The sequence below is a fragment of the Flavonifractor sp. DFI.6.63 genome, from assembly GCF_024462255.1.
Taxonomy (GTDB): domain Bacteria; phylum Bacillota; class Clostridia; order Oscillospirales; family Oscillospiraceae; genus Lawsonibacter_A; species Lawsonibacter_A hominis.
On sequence record NZ_JANGBE010000006.1, the window covers coordinates 94,274 to 115,661 of the forward strand.

Annotated in this window: 23 protein-coding genes; 1 reads left to right on the forward strand and 22 read right to left on the reverse strand. The window is 62.0% G+C overall.

The window, feature by feature from the left end; translation table 11 throughout:
* Nucleotides 1-6: 6 nt before the first annotated feature.
* Together NE547_RS04935 and NE547_RS04940 are read right to left on the reverse strand one after the other, a co-directional pair.
* Nucleotides 7-1,203 (reverse strand): thiolase family protein, encoded by a 1,197-nt coding sequence (locus NE547_RS04935; protein WP_186906542.1) that lies wholly within the window; start codon nucleotides 1,201-1,203, stop codon nucleotides 7-9.
* A gap of 30 nt (nucleotides 1,204-1,233) precedes the next feature.
* Nucleotides 1,234-1,893 (reverse strand): hypothetical protein, encoded by a 660-nt coding sequence (locus NE547_RS04940; RefSeq protein WP_186906543.1) that lies wholly within the window; start codon nucleotides 1,891-1,893, stop codon nucleotides 1,234-1,236.
* A gap of 204 nt (nucleotides 1,894-2,097) precedes the next feature.
* Here NE547_RS04940 and NE547_RS04945 point away from each other — a divergent pair, with 204 nt between their 5' ends.
* Nucleotides 2,098-3,714, forward strand: a complete 1,617-nt coding sequence (locus NE547_RS04945; protein ID WP_256174929.1) for a PucR family transcriptional regulator ligand-binding domain-containing protein — start codon at nucleotides 2,098-2,100, stop codon at nucleotides 3,712-3,714.
* 54 nt (nucleotides 3,715-3,768) lie between these two features.
* Here NE547_RS04945 and NE547_RS04950 read toward each other — a convergent pair whose 3' ends face one another.
* The 20 genes from NE547_RS04950 to NE547_RS05045 all read right to left on the reverse strand — a co-directional run bounded on the left by NE547_RS04950 (nucleotide 3,769) and on the right by NE547_RS05045 (nucleotide 21,301).
* Complete coding sequence (locus NE547_RS04950) at nucleotides 3,769-4,890, reverse strand: aminotransferase class V-fold PLP-dependent enzyme (protein WP_256174930.1); 1,122 nt, start codon at nucleotides 4,888-4,890, stop codon at nucleotides 3,769-3,771.
* Nucleotides 4,887-5,141 carry a DUF3343 domain-containing protein gene (locus NE547_RS04955; RefSeq protein ID WP_186906546.1) on the reverse strand — a complete coding sequence of 85 codons (255 nt, stop codon included), beginning with the start codon at nucleotides 5,139-5,141 and terminating at the stop codon, nucleotides 4,887-4,889. The genes NE547_RS04950 and NE547_RS04955 overlap by 4 nt, the downstream gene beginning before the upstream one ends.
* A gap of 240 nt (nucleotides 5,142-5,381) precedes the next feature.
* Nucleotides 5,382-5,855: a 2-C-methyl-D-erythritol 2,4-cyclodiphosphate synthase gene (gene ispF, locus NE547_RS04960; RefSeq protein ID WP_186906547.1), complete on the reverse strand. Its 474-nt coding sequence runs from the start codon at nucleotides 5,853-5,855 to the stop codon at nucleotides 5,382-5,384.
* Complete coding sequence (gene ispD / locus NE547_RS04965) at nucleotides 5,852-6,586, reverse strand: 2-C-methyl-D-erythritol 4-phosphate cytidylyltransferase (protein WP_256174931.1); 735 nt, start codon at nucleotides 6,584-6,586, stop codon at nucleotides 5,852-5,854. The genes ispF and ispD overlap by 4 nt, the downstream gene beginning before the upstream one ends.
* Before the next feature lie 81 nt (nucleotides 6,587-6,667).
* Complete coding sequence (locus NE547_RS04970; protein ID WP_186906549.1) at nucleotides 6,668-7,144, reverse strand: CarD family transcriptional regulator; 477 nt, start codon at nucleotides 7,142-7,144, stop codon at nucleotides 6,668-6,670.
* A 180-nt stretch (nucleotides 7,145-7,324) separates the two neighbouring features.
* Nucleotides 7,325-9,340 (reverse strand): bifunctional 4-hydroxy-3-methylbut-2-enyl diphosphate reductase/30S ribosomal protein S1, encoded by a 2,016-nt coding sequence (locus NE547_RS04975; protein ID WP_256174932.1) that lies wholly within the window; start codon nucleotides 9,338-9,340, stop codon nucleotides 7,325-7,327.
* On the reverse strand, nucleotides 9,337-9,933 hold the full coding sequence (locus NE547_RS04980; RefSeq protein ID WP_186906551.1) for a 1-acyl-sn-glycerol-3-phosphate acyltransferase: 597 nt from the start codon (nucleotides 9,931-9,933) through the stop codon (nucleotides 9,337-9,339). Before NE547_RS04980 ends, NE547_RS04975 begins: the two co-directional genes overlap by 4 nt.
* Nucleotides 9,930-10,607 (reverse strand): (d)CMP kinase, encoded by a 678-nt coding sequence (gene cmk / locus NE547_RS04985; protein WP_186906552.1) that lies wholly within the window; start codon nucleotides 10,605-10,607, stop codon nucleotides 9,930-9,932. Before cmk ends, NE547_RS04980 begins: the two co-directional genes overlap by 4 nt.
* On the reverse strand, nucleotides 10,604-11,809 hold the full coding sequence (locus NE547_RS04990; RefSeq protein ID WP_370866820.1) for an NAD(P)/FAD-dependent oxidoreductase: 1,206 nt from the start codon (nucleotides 11,807-11,809) through the stop codon (nucleotides 10,604-10,606). The genes cmk and NE547_RS04990 overlap by 4 nt, the downstream gene beginning before the upstream one ends.
* A 38-nt stretch (nucleotides 11,810-11,847) precedes the next feature.
* Nucleotides 11,848-12,717: a MurR/RpiR family transcriptional regulator gene (locus NE547_RS04995; RefSeq protein WP_186906554.1), complete on the reverse strand. Its 870-nt coding sequence runs from the start codon at nucleotides 12,715-12,717 to the stop codon at nucleotides 11,848-11,850.
* 106 nt (nucleotides 12,718-12,823) lie between these two features.
* Entirely contained in the window at nucleotides 12,824-13,531 is a 708-nt protein-coding gene (locus tag NE547_RS05000) for a pseudouridine synthase (protein ID WP_256174934.1), read from the reverse strand.
* Between the two features lie 63 nt (nucleotides 13,532-13,594).
* Complete coding sequence (locus NE547_RS05005; RefSeq protein WP_186906556.1) at nucleotides 13,595-14,695, reverse strand: D-alanyl-D-alanine carboxypeptidase family protein; 1,101 nt, start codon at nucleotides 14,693-14,695, stop codon at nucleotides 13,595-13,597.
* A gap of 40 nt (nucleotides 14,696-14,735) precedes the next feature.
* On the reverse strand, nucleotides 14,736-15,143 hold the full coding sequence (ytfJ, locus tag NE547_RS05010; RefSeq protein WP_186906557.1) for a GerW family sporulation protein: 408 nt from the start codon (nucleotides 15,141-15,143) through the stop codon (nucleotides 14,736-14,738).
* A 164-nt stretch (nucleotides 15,144-15,307) separates the two neighbouring features.
* The gene (locus NE547_RS05015; protein WP_186906558.1) at nucleotides 15,308-15,937 is read right to left on the reverse strand and encodes a DUF2953 domain-containing protein; all 630 of its coding nucleotides are present in this window, start codon (nucleotides 15,935-15,937) and stop codon (nucleotides 15,308-15,310) included.
* A gap of 5 nt (nucleotides 15,938-15,942) precedes the next feature.
* On the reverse strand, nucleotides 15,943-16,605 hold the full coding sequence (gene scpB / locus NE547_RS05020; protein WP_186906559.1) for an SMC-Scp complex subunit ScpB: 663 nt from the start codon (nucleotides 16,603-16,605) through the stop codon (nucleotides 15,943-15,945).
* A gap of 110 nt (nucleotides 16,606-16,715) precedes the next feature.
* Complete coding sequence (locus NE547_RS05025) at nucleotides 16,716-17,522, reverse strand: segregation/condensation protein A (RefSeq protein ID WP_352408458.1); 807 nt, start codon at nucleotides 17,520-17,522, stop codon at nucleotides 16,716-16,718.
* A gap of 1 nt (nucleotide 17,523) precedes the next feature.
* A complete protein-coding gene (locus NE547_RS05030) occupies nucleotides 17,524-18,234 on the reverse strand; it encodes a site-2 protease family protein (protein WP_186906560.1) in 711 nt (236 codons plus the stop codon).
* Nucleotides 18,235-18,236: 2 nt separating this feature from the next.
* Nucleotides 18,237-18,935: a tyrosine-protein phosphatase gene (locus tag NE547_RS05035; protein WP_186906561.1), complete on the reverse strand. Its 699-nt coding sequence runs from the start codon at nucleotides 18,933-18,935 to the stop codon at nucleotides 18,237-18,239.
* Between the two features lie 170 nt (nucleotides 18,936-19,105).
* Nucleotides 19,106-20,947 (reverse strand): glutamine--fructose-6-phosphate transaminase (isomerizing), encoded by a 1,842-nt coding sequence (glmS, locus tag NE547_RS05040; RefSeq protein ID WP_186906562.1) that lies wholly within the window; start codon nucleotides 20,945-20,947, stop codon nucleotides 19,106-19,108.
* Between the two features lie 87 nt (nucleotides 20,948-21,034).
* On the reverse strand, nucleotides 21,035-21,301 hold the full coding sequence (locus NE547_RS05045; RefSeq protein ID WP_186906563.1) for a YlmC/YmxH family sporulation protein: 267 nt from the start codon (nucleotides 21,299-21,301) through the stop codon (nucleotides 21,035-21,037).
* Nucleotides 21,302-21,388 lie beyond the last annotated feature (87 nt).

Consider the following 21,388-nt stretch of genomic DNA (forward strand, 5'->3'; position numbering starts at 1 on the left):
CCTCCTTTACTTCGTTGTGACGATGGTGGCGACGACGTTGTTGCCGAAGCCGCCGAAGTTGACCGCAAGGCCGGTCCTGGCGCCCTCGACCTGGCGTCCCTCGGCCTCGCCCCGGACCTGACGGACCAGCTCCACCACCTGGGACACGCCGGTGGCGCCCAGCGGATGGCCCTTGGCCTTCAGGCCGCCGGAGGTATTGATCGGGATCCTCCCGCCGATCTCGGTCTCGCCCCGGCGGACCGCCAGGTGGGCCTCGCCCTTGGGAAACAGTCCGCACTCCTCGCTCTCGGCCAGTTCCAGGATGAGGAAGGCGTCGTGCAGCTCCGCGCAGTCGATGTCCTCGGGTCCCATCCCCGCCATCTGATAGGCGCGCTCGGCGGCGGTGCGCACCGCCAGCAGCTCGGTGGGATCGGCGCGGTCTGCCACATAGTGGGTGTCGGTGGCGGAGGCGATGCCGGCGATGCGGGCAAAGGTCTTATGACCGAAGCCCAGCTCCTCCTGCTTATCCTTGGCCACCAGCAGCACGGCGGCGGCGCCGTCGGAGACGGGGCACATATCGAACTGGCGCAGGGGATCGGCCACCATGGGGCTGGTGGCGTCTACGTACCGGGGGTCGCTGATGCGCTCCAGCTTTACCTTACGCTGGATATGGGCGCAGGGGTTATGGGTGGCGTTGTCGTGATTTTTCACCGAGATGCGGGCGAGATCCTCGCTGGTCTCGCCGTACTTCTCAAAGCGCAGGCGGGTGAACATGCCTGCGAAGGAGGGCAGGGTCAGCCCGTAGGGGTACTCGCCCGTGGGGTGGAGCATGGTGGCCACGAAATCGGTGGCCTCCCAGCCGGATACCACCCGCATCTGCTCGCCGCCGACCACCAGCACGCAGTCGCACACGCCGGAGGCGATGGCCATATACCCCAGCTTGATGGCAGAGGCCCCCGAGGCCGGACCGTTCTCAATGCACTCGGCCATGGCGGGCCGGATATTCAGGGTGTCCACCAGGGCGGAGGCCGAGCCGCTGATCCGGTTGAGCATCCCGGCGCCCATGGAGGCCACGAATACCTGGTCGATCACGTTGTCCTTGCCGGTCTTGGCGCCGGCATCGTCCATGGCCTGGAGGGCGGCCTGAGTGATCAGCTCCAGAAACGTGCCCTCCCACTTGCCGAATTTTGTGTGGCCTACGCCGACGATTCCTACCTGCCGCATAACAGGCACCATCCTTTCACATCGCGTCGGTCAAACGCTGATTTTCGCAGGCTTACGCAGAATCTTATTGGCCTCGATCACATCCTCGAAGGCGGGCCGGATACCGGTGCACTTGGCGCCCTTGTGCTTCTCCCACAGCTGTTTGGTCAGCACATAGGTGGGCACGCCGCCCAGTTCATGGGGGCACTCGGGACGGGACTCCAGTTCATACTCGATCATCCAGCGCTTGAAGCCGTTGGGGCTCTCCGCCACGATCCAGACCTCGTCCTGATCCATCACGTCCAGGTGATACTCCATCTTGGCCGCGAACAGGTGCGCGCCGACCCGGGCTCCCCGCTTCAGCGTGATGGTGTGGTAGCTCATGCCGATCTTGTCGTTGACCAGGCGCCCGTTGACGATGCCGGCGATCTCGCCGTCCACCGCGCCTACGAACACATACTCATCCTGCACCCGGTAGCGCAGCATGCCCAGCAGCTCCGCATAGATGCGGGAGGCGACGATGTCATAAAAATCCTTGGGCTGTTTCATCAGCGGCTCAATGGTCTCCATCAGCAGAGGGATCTCATCCCAGGTGGCCTCCCGCACCAGCATGTCTTCTCCGCTGGTCAGAGGGATCACCTTTGCCTCATAAGGTTTGAGCCCGATCGTGGGGGGACGCAGCTGAGCTTCCATTTTGTCGATGATCGCCATGCTTATTCCTCCTTTTATTTATTCGATGTGACATTGCCGCATTCTTTGCTATAATCCGCGGATCTCTTGTCTACATTACACATTATATCTTTTGGCCTTCTTATTTTATATGTTGACTATCGACAAACATTCTTATATACTATTGTCGAGATGATTTTCCCATTAAATGTAATATAATGTTAATTATCAACAGGAGGTGTCCTAATGGAACGCAGCAGTATTTCGCTTTCTTATTACCCCTGCCTTTCCGAACTGCTCACGCTGCCCGTTTTCCGGGGCAGCCGCCTGCTGGGCTGTCAAACCGGGCTGGAGCGGGTCGTGACCGGCGTCAACCTGAGCGACACGCCGGAATACTACAAGTGGCTCTGTGCCGGAGAGCTGATGGTCACCACCTGCTACTCCATTCATGACGATCCCGCCGCCCTGGCCCAGTTTATCCCTACCCTGGCCGCCGGCGGGATGTCCGGCCTCTGCGTCAAGCCCGGGCAGTATCTGGGCCAGGTGCCCCAGACGATGGTGAATCAGGCCGAGATGCTGGGCCTGCCTCTGGTGGCTCTGCCGGAGGACGTGCGCTTCTCCGATATCACCAAGGCGGTTTCCGACGAACTGCTTCGCCGGCAGACCGCTCTGCTCCACAGCACCATCACCGTCAATGAAATGCTCACCCGCACCATCGTCGAGGGGGCGGGACTGGAGGAAATCGCCCGGATGGTCACAGATTTGACGGGCTGCAGCGTACTCATCCTGGACTGCATCAACGACCGGCGCGCCCTTTCTCTTACGGAGGCCGACGCAGTCCGGTTCGCCGGGCTGGCCTGGGACGCCCAATCCAGCGCCATTATTGCCGGAGCGCGGATGTATGTGCTGGAGGTGGGCGGACACTCCTTCGGATTTTTGTACATATACGACATGGAGCATCCCATCGAGGAGCAAAATGCGGATATCCTCTCCCGCGTGCTCCAGACCATCCCGCTGGAGATCGCCCGGGAGCGTGCTGTGCGGGAGAGCGGCGATCAGTTGTTCGACGACTTCATCCTCCACCTTCTCTCGGACCGTATTACCAACGAAGCCCGCGAGTTGACCCGCGCCAAAAGCTATGGCATGGATCTTGCGGAAAATCATCTGATCGTCCGTGCCCGCCTGACGGAATCGCAGGGCGCCGGAAATCCGTACGCCGGCGTGTTCCAGCGCACCCTGCTGGCGAATGAGGTCCACTCCACGCTGACCAACCTGGGCTTGTCCGTCCGCCGGGTACGCAGCGGAGAGGAACACCTGCTCATCCTCAGCAGCCCGCTGGACGATCACGGCTTTTCCGCTCTGGCAAGCCGCTTTCCGCCCCTCGTGGAGCAGATGAACCGAGGATACGACGCGCTGAACATCACCGCCGGATGCGGACGCCCCCATACCGGCGTGGCCGGTCTGATTCAGAGCGACCAGGAAGCGCGCGTGGCGCTCCGGGCTTCTGCCGCCAAGGGCGGGGGCCTCACCTGCCTCGATGATCTTGGATTGCTGCGGCTGATCTATGCCAGCGACCCGGATCAGGAGGTGCATGATTACATCCAGGAGACGCTGGGCAGGCTGCTGAGCGCCGGCCCGCCCCGCAGTACGGAACTGATGAACACACTGGAGAGCTACTTCCGGAACTTCGGCAATCTGCGCCGCATGTCGGAAGAGCTTTACACCCATTACAACACCGTGGTCTACCGGCTTAAGAGCATCCAGGAGATCACCGGGCTGGACCTGCACGTGCCCAGCGACCGCTTCCGTCTGGAGCTGACCCTCTATCTCTACGAAAACGGCTGGTATCATCAGACAACGTGAAAAAGATCGTAAGAGAGGCCCGGGAGACCCTAAGCGGGGTCTCCCGGGCCTCTCTTACGCGCCCCTGCGCAGCGCGGCGACCTCGCGGACGAACTGGTCTACCTCTCTGCGGGTGCTGAAGCTGGAAAAGCTGGCCCGAATGGTCCCGGTTTCAAAGGTCCCGGCCGACTGGTGGGCCAGCGGGGCGCAGTGCAGCCCGGCGCGGACCGCCACGCCGCGGGCGCCCAGGGCGTCCCCTACCGCCTCACAGTCCATTCCGTCCAGCTGAAAGGAGAGCACGCCCGCCTGCCGGACCCTGTCGGCGGCGGTATACACCATCACGCCCGGTATCTCCGACAGCCCGCGGGCGGCCAGGCAGGTCATGGCCCGTTCGTGTGCCAGAATGCTCCCGGTCCCCCGCTCCTTCACATAGCGCAGGCCCTCCAGCAGCCCGGCCACGCCGGGAATATTATGAGTACCGGCCTCCAGACGGTCCGGCAGAAAATCCGGCATCTCCTGGCAGGCGGAAGCGCTGCCGGTCCCGCCCTCCAGCAGGGGCCGCGTCTGGGCGGCGCACAGGAGCAGCCCGGTGCCCTGAGGCCCGTAGAGTCCCTTATGCCCGGGCATGGCGATGAAGGCCGCACCCAGTTCCGCAAGGGACACCGGCAGGCAGCCTGCGGATTGAGATGCGTCCAGAATCAAGGGAATCCCCCCTGCCCGGCACAGAGCCGCCATACGCTCCACCGGCAGGATATAACCAAAAACGTTGGAGACATGGTTGCAGATCACACAGGATACGCCCTTGAGCTGGCTGCGGAAGGACTCCATCAATTCCCCCGGCTCGAACAGCGGGCCGGACGCCACGCGTATGTCTGCTCCCAGTGCATGCAGCGGCCGGGTGACGGCATTGTGCTCATAACCGGAGATAAGCACGGTATCGCCCGGCTTGACCAGGGATTTGATGGCAATATTGAGGGCGTGGGTCGCATTGAAGGTGAAGACCACCTGCTCCGGTCCCTCTACCTGAAAAAGCTCCGCAGCGGCCTGCCGGCAGGCGAAGGCCGTGTCCGCCGCCAGCATGGCGGGCGCGTGCCCGCCCCGGCCCGGCGTGGCCATATGGCACATGGCATAAGAAGCCGCCCGCGGCACCGCGGGCGGCTTTTGCAGCGTGGTCGCGGCATTGTCCAGATAGATCATAGCAGCACCTCTTTATAGCTGCCGTCGCTGGCCATGATATAGATTCGCTTTGGAGTGAGCCCCACACGCCCCAGCGTCAGCAGCGCATCGGCCAGGCTGCGTTCCGAGACCTTCACCGCATGGCTGCATCCCTCCTGGTCGATCACCTTGGGCGCACGCAGGATGTGGGATGTGATGCCTGCCCGTTCCAAAGCGGCGTGGGTGCGCTGCGCATACGTCAGCGAGCGGCAGACGATCAGATAATAGACCATTGAATGACCATTCCTTTCCCGGTTGTTACCAAATGGCCTGTTGAGAGGAATGGACATTGCGGACAGGGCAACAGAAAAGCTCCTCTCGCGCTATCCTATGCGCAAGAGGAGCGTTTGGTCCGCATCGGCGGGCGTGCCTTGGCCCGGTCTTTTCCTGCTCTGTCGGACTCGGAGCCCGTATCGCAGGCATCGAACCCGCACAAACGGGCGCGCCTGCATTCGGTCTAAGAAGACGGTCGCCTACAATTCCTCCAACAGGCACACCGCATGGGCCGCCATCCCTTCCCGTGCGCCGGTAAAGCCTAGGCCTTCTTCCGTCGTCGCCTTTACGTTGATCCGCCCGGCCGAGATATCCATATGCATCGCCAGATTCTCCCGCATTCGCTGGATATAGGGCGAGAGCCGGGGGCGCTGCGCCAGGATCGTGGCGTCCACATTGCTTACCCGGAGGCCGGCCTGCCGCAGCAAGTCCATCACCATATCCAGCAGCCGCAAGCTGCTGATCCCCTCATAGGCCGGGTCGGTATCCGGAAAGGCCTTCCCGATATCCCCAAGTCCTGCGGCGCCCAGCAGGGCGTCCATCACCGCATGGACCAGCACATCTGCGTCGGAATGGCCCAACAGGCCCTTTTCATAGGGGATATCCACCCCGCCCAGGATCAGCTTGCGGCCGTTTTCCAGCTTGTGCACGTCGTAACCGTGTCCGATTCTCATTGGCTTTCACTCCATTCGAAAAGTGCCTCCCCGATCGCCAGGTCCTCAGGGGTGGTGATCTTGATGTTCCGATAATCGCCCCGGGTCAGGGCAACCCCGACGCCCAGCCGTTCCACGGCAGAACAGTCGTCGGTGAGGGATGCCCCCTCTTCCAGAGCCTTCGTCAGCGCCGTCCGGATCAGGGCCGCCTCAAAGACCTGCGGCGTCTGCACAGCGTAGAGAGACGCCCGGTCCGGGGTCGCGGTGACAACGCCGTCCTTCGCCTGCTTGAGGGTATCCTTCACCGGCACCGCCGGCGCAGCCGCGCCGCATTCCCGGGCACGAAGAATGACCTGCTCCAGCACCGACTGGCTCACCAGAGGGCGGGCACCGTCATGAACGGCAATGAGGGACGCGCCCTCCTCCGCCTCCCGTACCCCGGCCAGCACCGAAGCCGTCCGGGTATCGCCCCCCACGATGACCTTGCTCACCTTGGAAAAGGCATAGTCCCTGCACAGCTGCCCAACGGGTACGATCCGGTCTTCCCGTGTGACGATTACGATCTCCGTGATATAGGGGCAAAGCTCCAGCGCCCGAAGGGCATGGACCAGCACCGGCTGTTCCCCCAGGAGCAGCAGGAGCTTATCCTGTCCCTCCATCCGCGCGGAGCTGCCCGCTGCAGCCACCACCGCGGTACAGCGGAGCGGCTCGTCCTTCTTCCGGTGAAATAGGCGCCCCAACCAACCGGCCATACAGCGCTCCCTCCTTCACAAAAAAGGAGCCCACATGGCTCCTTTTTCTGCTTTGTCCATATTATGCGCGCAGAGGTCCGGTCATGTCAAGGCGGTATTGATCCGCGCCTCTACATCCTCATAACTGGCATTTTGCGAGAGCACGATCTCCGATATGAGGATCTGCTTGGCGGAATGAAGCATCTTTCGCTCTCCGGTCGAGAGGCCGCGCTCTCCGTCCCGGAGCATCAGGCCCTTGACCACCCGGGCCACCTCGATCAGATCGCCGCTCTTCAGCCGCAGCATATTTTCCCGATAGCGCCGGTTCCAGTTCTGGGTCATGTCCACCTCGATGTCGGGCATGGCGGCGATGACCTGATCGGCCTCATCCTTTTTGACCACCGGACGCACCCCGATCTCCGCACTGTTCGCGGTGGGGATCATGACCATCATGCCGCCCACCGGCAGCTTGAGGATATAGTAATCCCGAACCACGCCGTTGATCTTCTTCTGCACGATGCTGTCGATGACACCAGCACCATGCATCGGATGAACGATCTTATCGCCTACCTGAAACATGATCCCACCTCCCAATGCGGAACATTCCGAACTGTAATCGCTTCTCTTTTCTGCCTGAACAAAACTAATTATATCCGTTTTCACAACCTTTTGCAAGTAAATTTCCCGTATAAAAAAAGAAAAGGGAAAAAGGGCGCCGTTTCCGGCCGGAAACGGCGCCCTTTTTCATGCAAGAAATAATTACTCTTCGTTGAAGTCGGCTGCGACCTCGGTACCCTCGCTGTCGGAGGAAGCCACCACGGCGTCCTCGCCCTCCGCCGCGCCGGCGCTCTGGGTGCGCTGGGCATTCTCCAGCAGGGCGCGGATGGACAGGGAGACCTTCTTGTGGTCGTAGTCAATATCCGTGATCTTCACATCCACCATCTGGCCCTCGGACAGAACGTCGCCAGGCTTGTCGATGCGGTGGTCCGCGATCTGGGAGATGTGAATCAGGCCGTCCACGCCGGGAACGATCTCGGCGAAGGCTCCGAACGTCATCAGCTTGACCACACGGACATTGGCGGTGTCGCCGATGTTATACTTGCCGGTAAACACAGACCAGGGATCTTGGCCGCGGTCCTTCATCCCCAGAGAGATCTTCTTCTTCTCCGGGTCAAAGGAGATGACATACACCTCAACGCTGTCGCCTACGGAGACCACCTCGGAGGGGTGCTTGATGCGGGACCAGGACAGCTCGGAGATATGGACCATGCCGTCCACGCCGCCGATGTCCACGAAAGCGCCGTAGGAGGTCAGGCTCTTAACGGTGCCGCTGTAGCGCTTGCCCTCTTCAATGTTGTTCCACACCTCGGCAGCCTTGGCGGCGCGCTCCTCGGCCTCGACGGCACGGATGGAGCCCACCACGCGGCGGCGGGCGCGGTTGACCTCGGTGATGCGCAGGCGCACCTTCTTCTTGAGCAGCTCGGACATGGCGGCATCCCGGGGCAGACCGGTCTGGGACGCGGGGATGAAGACCCGCACGCCCTTGATGTTGACGACAACGCCGCCCTTGTTTTCCTCGGTTACCACACCCTCGACGGTGGTGTGCTCCTCCCGGGCCTGCTCGATGTCGTCCCAGCTCTTCACGGTGTCAAGGCGCTTCTTGGACAGGGTGACAACGCCCTCCTGGTCGTTGACGCGCATGACATAGGTTTCGATCTCGTCGCCGACCTTTACCAGGTCCTCGACCTTTACAGTGGGATCATCGGTCAGCTCGGACACCGGTATGTAACCGGCATGCTTGGTGCCAAGATCCACATAGATCTCCGTGGGTGCAATCCCAGTGACAACGCCCGTAACCTTCTCCCCTGTATTTAAAGTTTTGATCGACTTCTCCAGCATTTCAGCGAAGGATTCCTCGATCTCAAAGTTTTCGTCGCTCATTTTGTCATAGACCTCCTTTATAATCCACCCAGGCGTGGACGCGCCCGCAGTGATTCCAATAGAAGCCTTCCGACACAGGTTGGAAGGTTCCAGCTCCGCCGCACGTTCGATCCAAACCGTATCCGGGCAGAGCGCCGCGCATAATTCCCACAGCCGTTTGGTATTGGAGCTGTCCCGCCCGCCGATGACGATCATAGCCCCACAGCGGGCGGCCAGCGCCTGCGCCTCAGACTGCCGTTTATACGTAGCATTACATATTGTATCAAAAATTTTTAAGTTTGTACACTGTTTTTTTGCTTTTTCTACGCTCAAATCCCAAATCATCTGCGTAGAGGTGGTCTGAGAGACCATCGTGAGCGGAAGCGACTTCCGCTCCGGACCTTCCTGCAGCCATTGCTCCAGCTCCTGCGCCCCCTCCAGTACCACAGGGTGTCCGCACCAGCCGGCAATGGCCTGCACTTCCGGATGCGCGCGCATACCGATGATAAGCACCTGCCGCCCTTCCGCTTCGGCCCGGGCCACCAGATGATGGATGCGCGCGACGTTGGGGCAGGTGGCGTCGATCACGCGGCAGCCCCGTGCCGCCAGCGCCTGATGGACCGGCCTTCCCTCCCCATGGGAACGGATGATGACCGCCGCGCCCTCCGGGACCTGTTCGGGCGTCTCCGCCAGCGCTACCCCCTGGGCCTTCAGGCGCTCGATCACGCTGCCGTTGTGGATCACAGGCCCCAGCATCACACAGCGGCAGCCCGAACGGGCCGCCTGCTCCGCCATCTCGACCGCCCGGCGCACCCCGTAGCAAAATCCGGCGGAGCGGGCCAGCTCCAGCTTCATCGCCCCGCCAGAGGCTTCAGCGCCTCGATGCGCCGCATCAGATCTTCCGCGATGGCGCGATACTCCTCCGCAGTGCCTTTCCGTCCGGCCACCTTGGGATAATAGGGCTGCCCAAAAACGACGGGATTCAACCGGAACCATTTCTTTTCCGCCGGCATGTAAATGGGAACGATGGGTACCCCGGTGCGTACCGCCAGCATGGCCGCTCCGGTCTTGGCGTCTCCAAACTCCCCGTCCTGATGACGGGTCCCCTCGGGGAACATGAGCAGCTTCTCCCCCGCCTTCAGGTACTTCATGGCGGTTTTGATGGCCGCTACATCGGACTGTCCCCGTTTGACGCCGAAGATCCCGCCGTGCTTCAGGATCCAGCCCAGGACGGGCCAATGCATGACCTCCTCCTTGGCCATCACATGAATCTGGTTGGGCCATCCCATGGCATAGGCCACAAAAAGCGGGTCGCTCATACGGGTGTGATTGGCACAGTAAAGCGCCCCGCCCTTCGGCAGATTCTGCTTCTGGATCGCTTTGGTGGGCTTGAGTAGGCGAAACACCGGCCAAATCACAAGATAGGCCAGGATATAGACGATATTCATGCCTGTAAACGCTCCTTAATGGTCTGCAAAAGCACCTGGAAGCTCTCCTCCAGGGTATTCCCGGTGGTATCCACCAGCAGGGCGTCCTCCGCCTGCCGCAGCGGAGCCGCCGCACGGCGGGTGTCGTTTTCGTCCCGCTTTCGAATATCGCGGAGCACCGTCTCATAATCGGTCTCCTGTCCCCGCTGCTGCAGCTCGGCAAACCTGCGCCGGGCCCGGTCCTGGGCCGAGGCGGTGAGAAACAGCTTCACGTCGGCCCCGGGCAGCACCACCGTGCCGATGTCCCGTCCGTCCATGATCACATCGCCGCGCCGGGCCAGTTCCCGCTGGCGCTCCAGCAAAAACGCGCGCACCGCGGGGATGGCGGATACGTCGGAGGCGTAACGTGAAATCTCATGGCGGCGGATCTCCCGGGTGACGTCCTCGCCGTCCAGATACATATGCTGCACACCGTCCTGCTCATACCGCAGATCGATCTCCATTCCGTCCAACAGCGCGGTCACCGCCCGGGCGTCGGTAGGCTCCACGCCCTTCCGGAACGCGCACAGCCCGACGGTGCGGTAGATCGCCCCGGTATCCACATAGAGATAGCCCAATTCCTGCGCCAGCATCCGGGCCAGGGTGGACTTCCCCGCCCCGGAGGGCCCGTCGATGGCGATACTGTGATAATTCATGCGTCTTCCCCCTGGCAGTATTGAGCGGCGCCCTCTCCGGCGGCATGGCCGGTGGACCAGGCGATCTGGAGGTTGAAGCCGCCCGTATAAGCGTCCACATCCAGCACCTCGCCGGCAAAAAAGACACCCGGCAGGCGTTTGGAGGCCATGGTCCCCGGGTCGACCTCTGCGGTCTTCACGCCGCCGGAGGTGACGATGGCCTCTGCGATGGGGCGCGGCCCCCGGATTTCCACCTGCAGCCCCTTCATGGTTTCCAGCAGCCGCCGGCGTTCCGCTTTCGTAATGGAATGGACCTTACGGTCCGCCGGGATTCCGGAGCGCTCGGCCAGGACCGGCGCCATCAGGCGGGGCGCCAGATGCTCCAGCACATTGTGGAGATCCCGGTTTGCATTCTCCTCAAATTCCCGCAGCAGGCGGCGGTCCAGCGTCTCCTCCTCCAGGGCCGGTTTGAGATCGATGCGAATGGTGTAATGTTCGCGCTCAAAGTCCCGCATGTGGGCGCTGGCGCTGAGGATCAGCGGTCCGGACAGGCCGAAATGGGTAAATAAAAGTTCGCCCTGAGCGGCATAGACCGTCTTTTTCCCACTGTTTTTTACCTGCACTCCCACATTGCGAAGCGAGAGCCCCTGCATCCGGGCGCAGAGATCCCCCTCTGCCTCCAGCGGGACCAGAGAGGGCCTGGGCGGCAGCAGGGTATGCCCCAGCGCACGGGCCAGCTCGTATCCGTCTCCGGTCGAGCCGGTCAGCGGATAGGATACGCCTCCCGTGGCGATGACAACGGCTCTGCAGGGATAGTCTGCGTGCGCTCCCTTTACCCCGGCGAGTGCGCCCGCCTCCAGCAAAAGCCCGCAGGCCCGGTCCTGCACGATCGCCACGCGGGCCCGGCGCAGGGCGCGCAGCAGGGCGTCGATGATATCGGCGGCCTGATCGGAACAGGGAAATACCCGTCCCCCCCGCTCCGTCTTCAGCGGGACCCCCTCTCCCTCAAAAAACGCCTTCACCGACTCCGGCGGGAATCGGGTGACGGCGCTGGTCAGGAAACGGCTGTTATGGGGGACGTTCTGGAGCACCTGCGGGACGGCGCAGTCGTTGGTCACGTTGCAGCGGCCCTTGCCGGTGATATAAAGCTTGCGCCCCAGCTTCGGGTTGCGCTCCAGCAGGGTCACACGGGCGCCCCGGCGGGCGGCGGCAAGGGCGGCCATACATCCGGCCGCCCCGCCGCCGATCACGATGATGTCAGTCAATTCTGCTCTTCAACCTTTTCATAGACTTCATATTCGTCCCAGATCTGCTCCAGAGTCTCGAAGGTATGGGACAAATCGTCGTTCTTTTTCCTTCCGATGGCCACGATCAGCGCGTTGACCAAGCTGAGGGGGGCCACCAGAGAGTCCACAAAGGAAGCCATATCGCTCTTGGCCAGCAGCGTCAGGGTCGCGATGGGCGCCAGCGGGGACGCCTCGCTGTCGGTCAGGGCGAGCACGGCCGCGCCCCGGTCATGGGCAAACTGCATGGCCTTGACCGTGCGGCGGGAATAACGGGGAAAGCTGATGCCGACGATCACATCCTGAGGCCCAATGCGCAGGAGCTGTTCGAACACCTCGCTGGTGGAGGTCGCATGGACGACCGTGACATTATCAAAGATCAGGTTAAAATAGAAGCCCAAAAAGCTTGCAATGGCGGCGGCGGAACGCACGCCCAGAATGTAGATGTGGCGGGCGGAGACGATGGCGTCCACCGCCTGATCGAACTGCGCCCGGTCGGTCTCCTCCAGCGTGAGGTGAATCTTCTCGATATCCGACTGCATGACCATGGACAGGATGTCCTGATTGCCGATACGATCGTTGGAGACCTCGATGCGCTGCACGGAAGTGAGCTTGCTGCGGATCATCTCCTGCAGGGCCTTCTGCATGGCGGGATATCCGTCGTAGCCCAGCTCCGCGGCAAAGCGCACCACCGTGGACTCGCTGACGCACACCGTTTTGCCCAGCTTGCTGGCCGTCATGAAGGCCGCCTTGTCGTAAGACTCCAGGATGAAATTTGCAATGAGCTTCTGTCCCTTGGAAAAGGTGCTCATATTCGTTTGGATCAGGGATAAGATATCTTTTGTCATGCTGTCCGACCTCCCGGTACTCTGCCCGCCCTTGGAACAGAAATGCGTTTCAAATTATATGATAGCGGGAAACGGGACAAAATGCAATCCTTTTTTGCAAGTTGTTTCACTTTTCCTGCAAAAGTGCGATTTCTTCTCCGGTCAGCCGCCGCCAGCGGCCGCTGGGGAGCGCGCCCAGCGCCAGCGCGCCCTCCCGGACCCGCACCAGGCGCTTCACCGTTAGCCCGGCCGCATCGCACATACGCCGGACCTGACGGTTTTTCCCCTCGTGGATCACCACGGACAAAACGTCTCCCCGGGGCGTCTGCTCCAGCAGCGTCACCCTTGCAGGACGAAGGGGAACGCCGTCCAGAGACATGGGGCCGCGCAGAACGGGCAGCCCCGCCGCCGTATCCCCGTTTACCCATACCCGGTATTCCTTTTCCACCTCATGGCTGGGATGGGTCAGCCTATGGGTCAGCGCCCCGTCGTCGGTCATCAGCAGCAGGCCCTCGGAGTCCAGGTCCAGCCGCCCCACGGGCCACACCCGCGCCCCGCAGGAGCGCACCAGCTCCGCTACGGTCCGTCTCCCCTTCTCGTCGGAGAGGGTGGTCACGTATCCCCGCGGCTTGTGAAGCATCAGATAGGTGTGCGCCTGAGGCCGCGTCAGGCTCCGTCCGTCCAGTCGGATATCGTCCCGCTCCGGGTCGGCCTTGTCCCCCACCCGGGCAGGCATTCCGTTGACGGTCACCCGGCCGGCGGAGAGATAGCACTCTGCCGTCCGGCGGGAGGCCGCCCCGCAGGCGGATAAAATTTTTTGCAGGCGTTCCTCCATGGCCCGTTCCTTTCTATGTAAAGGCCCCTTCTTCCGCGAAATGGAGCCTTTGAATCCGAACGCTCACCTTCCGAACCAATCCCACAGCCGTTTTATCAGACCGGCCGGACCCGAGCGGTCGTCCCGGACGTCCCGGCTGTAGCACAGCGGGAGGTCTCCCACCAGTTCGCCGCCCAGATAAACGCGCAGGCGGCCGGCCTCCGCACCGGCGGTCACCGGGGCCTGCACCTGCTGCGGCAGCTGGAGCTCCGTCCGGAGTTCCTCTCCCCTGGCCAGCGGATAGGCCAGGCCCTCGGCCGCCTGCACCGATACCAGGCGGCATAAACTGCCCTGTACCGGAAGACTGCCGCAGATCTGCCCCGCCTGTACCAGGACCTGTCTGGAATAAGCGGTAAAGCCGTAGTCCAGCAGAGCCGCATGGTCGTTCCAGTCGTCCGGATCGTTGAGGGTGACTGCAATGAGCTGCCGCCCATTCCGCTCCGCGCTGGAGACCAGGGTGCGCCCCGCCTTTTCTGTGTAGCCGGTCTTCATCCCGGTACAGCCTTCGTAGCGCCAAAGCAGTCGGTTGTGGTTGGTGAGGCTCCGCCCCCCGATGGTAATGGTGCGGGTGCTCACGATCCGGGCCAGCGGTTCCGACGCCAGCACCGCCCGCGCCAGAAGCGCCATGTCGGCAGCCGAGGAATAGTGCCCTGCCTCGTTCAGGCCGCTGGGATTGGTAAAATGCGTGTGTTCCATTCCCAGCGCGACGGCTTTGTCGTTCATCCAGCCCACGAAGGTCTCCGTATCTCCCCCGCAGAAGCCCGCCACCGCCAGAGCCGCGTCGTTGCCCGAATGAAGCAGCAGGCCGTAGAGCAGCGCTTCCATCGTAATCTGTTCTCCGGCACGCAGGTAGAGCGAGGAGCCTTCCGCCCCCGTCCATTCCGGCTTGATGGTCACCACCCGCCCCAGCTCCGGCTGGGCCTGGACCGCCACCAGGGCGGTCATCAGCTTGGTAATACTGGCAATGAGCCGCTCCTCGTCCGGGTTCTTGGCGTAAAGTACGCGCCCGCTCTCGCCGTCCACCAGGATGGCGGCGGAGGCCGACACGCAGGGCGCCGCCTCCGCCGCCCGGGCGGGTGGGCACAGCAGGAGCAGGGACAGCAGGAGCGGCAGGATCCGTTTCAAAAAGCATCACCTCGAACAAGCGATGCCGTCAGTATATGCCTCAGAAGGACTCTTTATCCCCCTTGTCCTGCTGCTTCTCAAGGAATCCGGTAACCTTGTCGATCACGTCGGGCACCATCTCCACCACCCGGTCCACCGTGCTGGCCGGCGGCGGCGCCACGGGCAGGAGCTTGACCGTATCCCCCTTCACGATCAGGAAGGCCACAGGAGACAGGTTCATGCCCGCCCCGCCGCCGCCGCCGAAGGCGTTGTCCTCTTCCGGCTTCTGGTTTTTGGTCGTAAAGTCGCTGCCGCCGGAGGCAAAGCCCACGCTGAGCTTGGAGACGGGGATGATCGTGACCCCATCCGCCTGAATGGGCTGGCCGATGATGGTGTTTACGTCCGCGATCTCGCGGATCTTCTGCATGGTGGTGGTCATCAAATCTCCGATGGGATGCTGCTTTTCCATGTTTAACCGCCTCTTTCTGTATTGGTTGAAGTTTTTCACAGGCCGCGCCGCAGCGGGCCGCCTGCGGCTCTTTGCCGGGCGCTTGCCCCGCAGCTTTATGGGGAACGCCGGAAGCGCATTCCGTATTCCGGACGTTCCGCGCCTTCTTTTGACGCAAACGGTCCTCAGGAATCGCTCTTGGCGAGGGGCGCGGCGCCGGTCTTATGTTCCGCCTTATATTCTGCGAACAGGCGCAAAAACCGCACCGTCAGTCGTATCCCCATGTGCAGCGCCGTTCCGATGCTCAGGGTGAGCTGCGCAAACAGCACAACGGTGGGGCGCTGCGCCTGAAAGTCCACCCTTGTACGGATACACCGTTGCTGCACATTGAAATTTTGCTCGATCAGAGGCCAAATCATACCGAGGAATGCGTTTGCTCCGCCGAACGCCATGGCCGCCGCCGCCGGGTCCGCCGCCGCCACCGTCAGATCCAGCCGGAGCACGTCGATGCGGATCTTGCGCTTCATGCGCCCCGCGGCCTCCGCAATCAGCGGCAAGAATTTTTTCACCAGAGCCACTGAGCCTCCCTTTGGGGCCGGTTCCTTGGCTGCGGCGCCGTTCTTTTTTCTTTTTTTTCGCGCGGACCCGGCTTTTGTCCCGTTTCCTCTGCGGGGGAAGACCGTAAGCAGGAAGGGGCCCGTCTTGACACGGACCGTCACGCCGGAGGCGGCGTACTCCACCTGCGCCCCCAATCGAACGAAGGACAGCAGTACCAGTACCAGCAGAACGATTCCCAGTATGAACAGCGCCTTCACCGGTCTTACGCCTCCTCCTCCGCCCGTGCCAGCACCTGAGCCGCCTGGGCCAGCTCTTCTTCCGTGGTCTCTGTCTGGGCGGCATTTTCCGCCCGGCCGGCCCGCAGCCGCTCCACCGCCGCCTGCATCTCCAGGGTAATCTGCCCGTCCTCCGGGCCGGCGTTGGGCAGCTCGGGCAGCTCCTCCAGGCTGGACAGTCCGAAGCAGCGCAGGAAATTCTGGGTGGTGCGGTACTGAATGGGCCGTCCCGGCACTGCCAGACGGCCGCATTCCTCGATCAGCTCCCGCTCCAACAGCAGTCCCACCGTGTAGGAGCTATCCACGCCGCGCACCTGGTCCACATAAGCCCGCGTAGCGGGCTGGTAATAGGCGATGACGGCAAGCACCTCCAGCGCAGGCTGGGACAGGCGGGCGGGCTTGCGGCTCTCAAAGGCCCGGCGGATGGGAGCTGCAAACTCCGGCGCGGAACAGAGCTGATAGCTGTTCTCCATCCGCAGCAGGCGGATGCCCCGGCGCTCATAGCTGTAGTAGTCGGCCAGGCGCTTGCACACGGCGTCCGCCGTGGCCTTGTCGATCTCCAGCGCCAGGCAGATGCGTTCCACGCCCACCGGCTCCCCGGCGGCAAAGAGGATGCCCTCAATGGCCGATTCGATCTCCTTCAATTCCATATCTTACCCCCGATCCGGCGTGTTCGATACGCTTTTTTCCTTCAAAATCACGGATTCCACACGCTCTGCGCTCTAAAAACAGCGGAAGCTCTTTTTCATGAAGATTCGGATCAAAGATCAGTGGAAACTTCCAACGTCCGGTCGGCCTCCCCGTCGATACAGGTAACCGTACAGTCGGACGCTGTGCCCGCCAGGCGCAGCCGCCTGGCCCGGCACAGCTCCAGCACGGCAATAAAGGTGGCCACGATCTCCGAACGGCTGCGGTTGCCCTGGAACAAGGTCCGAAAACGGGTCACGCCGAACTGGACCAGCCGCCGGAGGATCTCTCCGGCCTTATCGGCCACCGGATAGGGCTCCCGGCCCACGATGCCCTCGAAGGCCGCCATGGGAGGCGGCATCTTATGGTCTACCCGCTCCAGCACCGCCGTCATCGCCCGCAGGAGATCATCCTTCTGGTGGACGTAGCGGTAGCTTTTGTCCGCCGGTATAGGCTCGGGCACCTTGGCAATATAATCCCGGCCGATGGCGTAGCGGTCGGACAGCTCCGGGATGACCGCCTTGATCCGTGCAAAATTCTCGTGGCGCTGGTGCTCCTCCAGCGAGGCGATGAGCTGTTCCATCTCGCTCAGGGCCTCCTCGTCGTGGATGGACAGGAGCATCCTGGTCTTGATGAAAACCAGATGGGCCGCCATGGTGACGAATTCGCTGGCCACCTCCAGATCCAACTCCTTGCGCTGGTCCATCCACGCCAGATACTGGTCCAGAATGAGGGAGATCTGGATATCCTTGATCTCCATCTTATTTTTGGAGAGCAGATGCAGGATCAGATCCAGCGGGCCGTTGAAGTCCTCCAGATCCTCGTCCCTGGCCCGGACCACCTTTTCCAGATGAAAAATCGGCGTTTCGATGGGGCTCACCTCATAACAGATTCAAAATCACAGATGCATTCCGGCTGACCAGCAGCCAGTCCAGCGACATGCCCGTGGCCGAACAGAACAGCTGGAGCACATGCGTCATCAGGAAGGACAGCGGCGTATCGAACACGCCGGAGACGACCAGCAGGATCATCACGATCATCACATAGCGCTCATAACGCAGAATGGTGTGGTAGATCCGGTCGGGCAGCAGGGCAAACAGGATCTTCGAGCCGTCCAGCGGGGAGATGGGGATCAGGTTAAAAAGCCCCATGCCTGTGCCCAGAAGCGCCAGATTGGACAAAACGCACAGTCCCAGCAGGCTGGCGTGGTTCAGCGGAGCAAAGCGATAAATCAGGGCGCTTCCCCCCACCGCAGCGAAGGCCAGCAGAAAATTGCAGGCGGGTCCCGCCAGGGCGGTGAGCGCCATGCCGCGTTTGGGGTGTTTAAAGTAACGCATGTCCACCGGAACCGGCTTTGCCCACCCCACCCGGGCCACCACCATCATGATCAGTCCTACCGGGTCCAGGTGTTTTATCGGGTTGAGGGTGAGCCGTCCGGCGTTTTTCGCGGTGGGGTCCCCCAGGCGCCAGGCCGCAAAGCCGTGGGAGAGCTCGTGGAGGGTGATGTTCAGCAGGGCCGCCGCCACGCTGATCAGAAGAGTCGCCAGTCCCCACCAGTCCATATTGCTGCGAAAATCTGAGAAAGCGCTCAAGCTCAGGCCCCCAATGTCAATTTTTCCTTCAGCCGCGCGAGTTCTCCGTCGGTCAGGTCCAGCCAGCGCAGATACTCCAGAACGGTGCCGTGCCGCGTCTCCAGCAGGGTCAGGCATTCCTCCAGATATTCCGGCCGGGAGCGGCCGATGAACGCCGCCGCCTCCGGGTGCTCCCGGCGGATGCGCCGGACCGTCTCCCGTATGTACAGCTCCGTCATCTGGTAGTCGGCCAACACATCGCTCCGCTCCACGCCGGCCAGGCTCAAAAGCAATGCGGCGATGCAGCCCGTGCGGTCTTTGCCCGCCGTACAGTGAAACAACACGCCCCCCTCGGCCTGTGCAATGAGCCGCAGGACCCTGGCGGGATTTTCCCTCCGTTCCAGCATCGCAAAATAGCCTCGCCCGATGTCGGACTCTTCGTTGGGCAGCTTCTCTCCGCCGACCATGGAAACGTGGTGATAAGCAAAACCGGGAATCCTGCTCAGCTCATCCGGCCTGCGCTCCAGCTCCCCATCGCTGCGCAGGTCGATAACGGTCCTTACGCCTCGTTCCAGCAGCCATCCGGCGTCCGCCTCCGACAGCCCCAGGGGATTGTCCCCCCGCAGCAGGCGGCCCCAGGCGGTATGTCCTCCGCCGGGCAGCGGATATCCTCCAAGATCCCGCAGATTCATCATATTCCCCAGAGGGATACGGCGCAGCATAGGCAATTCACTCCAACGATTGATACAGATTGTAGTATTATATCAAATTCCATTTCGAAACACAAGCGGCGGCCCGATGTCCCGGCACGGCCCGACGTCCCGGCAGGGCAGCATACGCTCGGAAACAGCCGCGGCCCCGGCGGAGTACACCGCCGGGGCCGCGCGTTTTTTTACTCCACCGTGACCGACTTAGCCAGATTCCGGGGCTTGTCGATGTCGCAGCCGCGCATCAGCGCCACGTAATAGGCAAACAGCTGCAGAGGCACTACCTCCAGGGAGGGCAGCAGCATGGGGTGGGTATCCGGGATCAGGATGGCATGGTCTACGGTCTTTTGAATCTCGTCGCCCCGGGATTGGGTCGTCAGTCCCAGTACGTCGGCGCCGCGGCTTTTGACCTCCACCACGTTGCTCATGGTCTTTTCAAACAGGGGACGGTACCCGGCCAAAGCCACCACCAGCGTACCCGGTTCGATGAGCGAGATCGTACCATGCTTCAATTCCCCGGCGGCGTAGGCCTCCGAATGGATGTAGGAAATCTCCTTCAGCTTCAGGGAACCTTCCAGTCCCACGGCATAGTCGATGTTCCGCCCGATGAAAAAGATGGACGGATGGTTGAAATACAGCGAGGCAAAGTACTGGATGTCCTCCCGGTTCTCCAAGATCGCCTCCAGCTTGGTCGGGATGAGCAGCAGCTCCTCCACAATAGCGTCGTAATCCGCCGCTCGGATGGTCTCCAGCGCCCTGGCACAGTACAGGCCGATCAGGTAGACCAACGCCAGCTGTGTGGAGTAGGCTTTCGTGGTGGCCACGGCGATCTCCGGTCCGGCCCAGGTGTAGAGCACGTCGTCGCTCTCCCGTGCAATGGTGGAGCCAACCACATTGACGATGGAAAGTACCCGCGCCCCGAGGCGCTTGGCCTCCCGCATGGCGGCCAGGGTATCGATGGTCTCGCCGGACTGGCTGATGACCAGGGCCAGGGTCTTATCCGTGACAATGGGATCGCAGTAGCGGAATTCCGAGGCCAGGGTGACCTCCACCGGCTTGCGCAGCAGCCGCTCCAGCGTGTACTTGGCCGTCATCCCCACATGGTAAGAGGAGCCGCAGGCAATAATGTAAAGCTTATCCACTTCACGCAGGTAGTCCGGCGTAAGGGACAAATCGTCCAAGACCACCCGCCCATCCTGGATACGTGGAAAGACCGTATCCCGGAAGGCTTTGGGCTGCTCCATGATCTCCTTGGCCATAAAGTGCTCGTAACCGCCCTTTTCGGCGGCGGAGATCTCCCAATCCACGTGGCAGCGCTCCTTCTCCACCGGCTGGAGCAGCGCGTCGTAGACCTGGATCCCGTCGGCGGTCAGAACCGCGATATCCCCGTCGTCCAGATAGGAGACCTCACGGGTGTATTTGATGACGGCGGTCACATCGGAAGCCAGAAAGTGGAACCCCTTGCCGTAGCCCAGGATCAGCGGGCTGTCCTTCCGGGCGGCGATCAGCTCGTCCGGCCGGTCGGCGCAGATGATGCCGAAGGCATAGGCGCCCTGGATGCGGTGGAGCACCTTGACCACCGCGCCCAGCAAATCGTCCTGGCCGTCCTTATAGTAGTATTCCAGAAGCTGCGCCACCACCTCCGTATCGGTCTCGGAGGCAAAGTGTACGCCCTGTGCCTGTAAAAACTCCTTGATCTCCACATAATTTTCGATAATACCGTTATGGACTACAGCGATCCGGCCGTCCTCACTGACATGGGGGTGGGAGTTCACGTCGGAAGGCTCCCCATGGGTGGCCCAACGGGTGTGACCCAGTCCCATATGGCCGTGGATGGTCTTGCCGCCGGCCACGATGTCGTCGAGCACCCGCAGGCGTCCCTTGGCCTTGACCACCTGCAGGCCCTCCTTCGCTCCATAGACTGCGATGCCCGCGGAGTCATAACCCCGATATTCCAGCCGGGCCAGACCGTCCAGCAGGATCGGAGCGGCCTCCTCCCTGCCGATAAAACCAACGATGCCGCACATAGGCGTATCCTCCTGTGGTATTTGGTATTGGAACCTCCACAGTATACCACGGGCGCTTTCGCGCCGCAATGGGGAAAGATGCAAATATTACCGCCTGCGCCCCGTTCCGGTCCGGACCTGTGCGGCCTCCACCAGGATGGTGTCCGCCCCAAAGCGCCGCACGGACGTCCAGGGAAACACCGTATCCTCCTCCCGGCCCAAAAGTCCGAACAGGCGCAGCCGCCCCGGCACCACCAGAGCAAGGACCTGCCCGCTGTCCAGATCCACTTCCACGTCCCCCACATAGCCGTAGCGGCTGCCGTCCTGTACGTTGATGATCTCCTTGTAGCGCAGCTCGGATATCCGGCATTCCATAACGCTCCCTCCCTATGGTTTCATTTTTATGCGGCCGGTGACGCATTCTATGCGGCTTACTATTTGGTAACTCACTTGTGCTTCCCG

Coding starts and splice junctions, on each gene's coding strand:
- NE547_RS04995 (WP_186906554.1), bottom strand. CDS start 12,717: ATGACAAAAGATATCTTATCCCTGATCCAAACGAATATGAGCACCTTT.
- NE547_RS05000 (WP_256174934.1), bottom strand. CDS start 13,531: ATGGAGGAACGCCTGCAAAAAATTTTATCCGCCTGCGGGGCGGCCTCC.
- NE547_RS04940 (WP_186906543.1), bottom strand. CDS start 1,893: ATGGCGATCATCGACAAAATGGAAGCTCAGCTGCGTCCCCCCACGATC.
- NE547_RS05035 (WP_186906561.1), bottom strand. CDS start 18,935: ATGCTGCGCCGTATCCCTCTGGGGAATATGATGAATCTGCGGGATCTT.
- NE547_RS04980 (WP_186906551.1), bottom strand. CDS start 9,933: ATGAATATCGTCTATATCCTGGCCTATCTTGTGATTTGGCCGGTGTTT.
- scpB (WP_186906559.1), bottom strand. CDS start 16,605: ATGGAATTGAAGGAGATCGAATCGGCCATTGAGGGCATCCTCTTTGCC.
- NE547_RS04950 (WP_256174930.1), bottom strand. CDS start 4,890: ATGATCTATCTGGACAATGCCGCGACCACGCTGCAAAAGCCGCCCGCG.
- NE547_RS04935 (WP_186906542.1), bottom strand. CDS start 1,203: ATGCGGCAGGTAGGAATCGTCGGCGTAGGCCACACAAAATTCGGCAAG.
- NE547_RS04955 (WP_186906546.1), bottom strand. CDS start 5,141: ATGGTCTATTATCTGATCGTCTGCCGCTCGCTGACGTATGCGCAGCGC.
- NE547_RS04990 (WP_370866820.1), bottom strand. CDS start 11,809: ATGGCCGCCCTTGCCGCCGCCCGCCGGGGCGCCCGTGTGACCCTGCTG.
- ytfJ (WP_186906557.1), bottom strand. CDS start 15,143: ATGGAAAAGCAGCATCCCATCGGAGATTTGATGACCACCACCATGCAG.
- ispF (WP_186906547.1), bottom strand. CDS start 5,855: ATGAGAATCGGACACGGTTACGACGTGCACAAGCTGGAAAACGGCCGC.
- NE547_RS04975 (WP_256174932.1), bottom strand. CDS start 9,340: ATGAAGCTGGAGCTGGCCCGCTCCGCCGGATTTTGCTACGGGGTGCGC.
- NE547_RS05045 (WP_186906563.1), bottom strand. CDS start 21,301: ATGGAATGCCGGATATCCGAGCTGCGCTACAAGGAGATCATCAACGTA.
- NE547_RS04945 (WP_256174929.1), top strand. CDS start 2,098: ATGGAACGCAGCAGTATTTCGCTTTCTTATTACCCCTGCCTTTCCGAA.
- ispD (WP_256174931.1), bottom strand. CDS start 6,586: ATGGCCGGTTGGTTGGGGCGCCTATTTCACCGGAAGAAGGACGAGCCG.
- NE547_RS04970 (WP_186906549.1), bottom strand. CDS start 7,144: ATGTTTCAGGTAGGCGATAAGATCGTTCATCCGATGCATGGTGCTGGT.
- cmk (WP_186906552.1), bottom strand. CDS start 10,607: ATGAATTATCACAGTATCGCCATCGACGGGCCCTCCGGGGCGGGGAAG.
- glmS (WP_186906562.1), bottom strand. CDS start 20,947: ATGTGCGGCATCGTTGGTTTTATCGGCAGGGAGGAGGCCGCTCCGATC.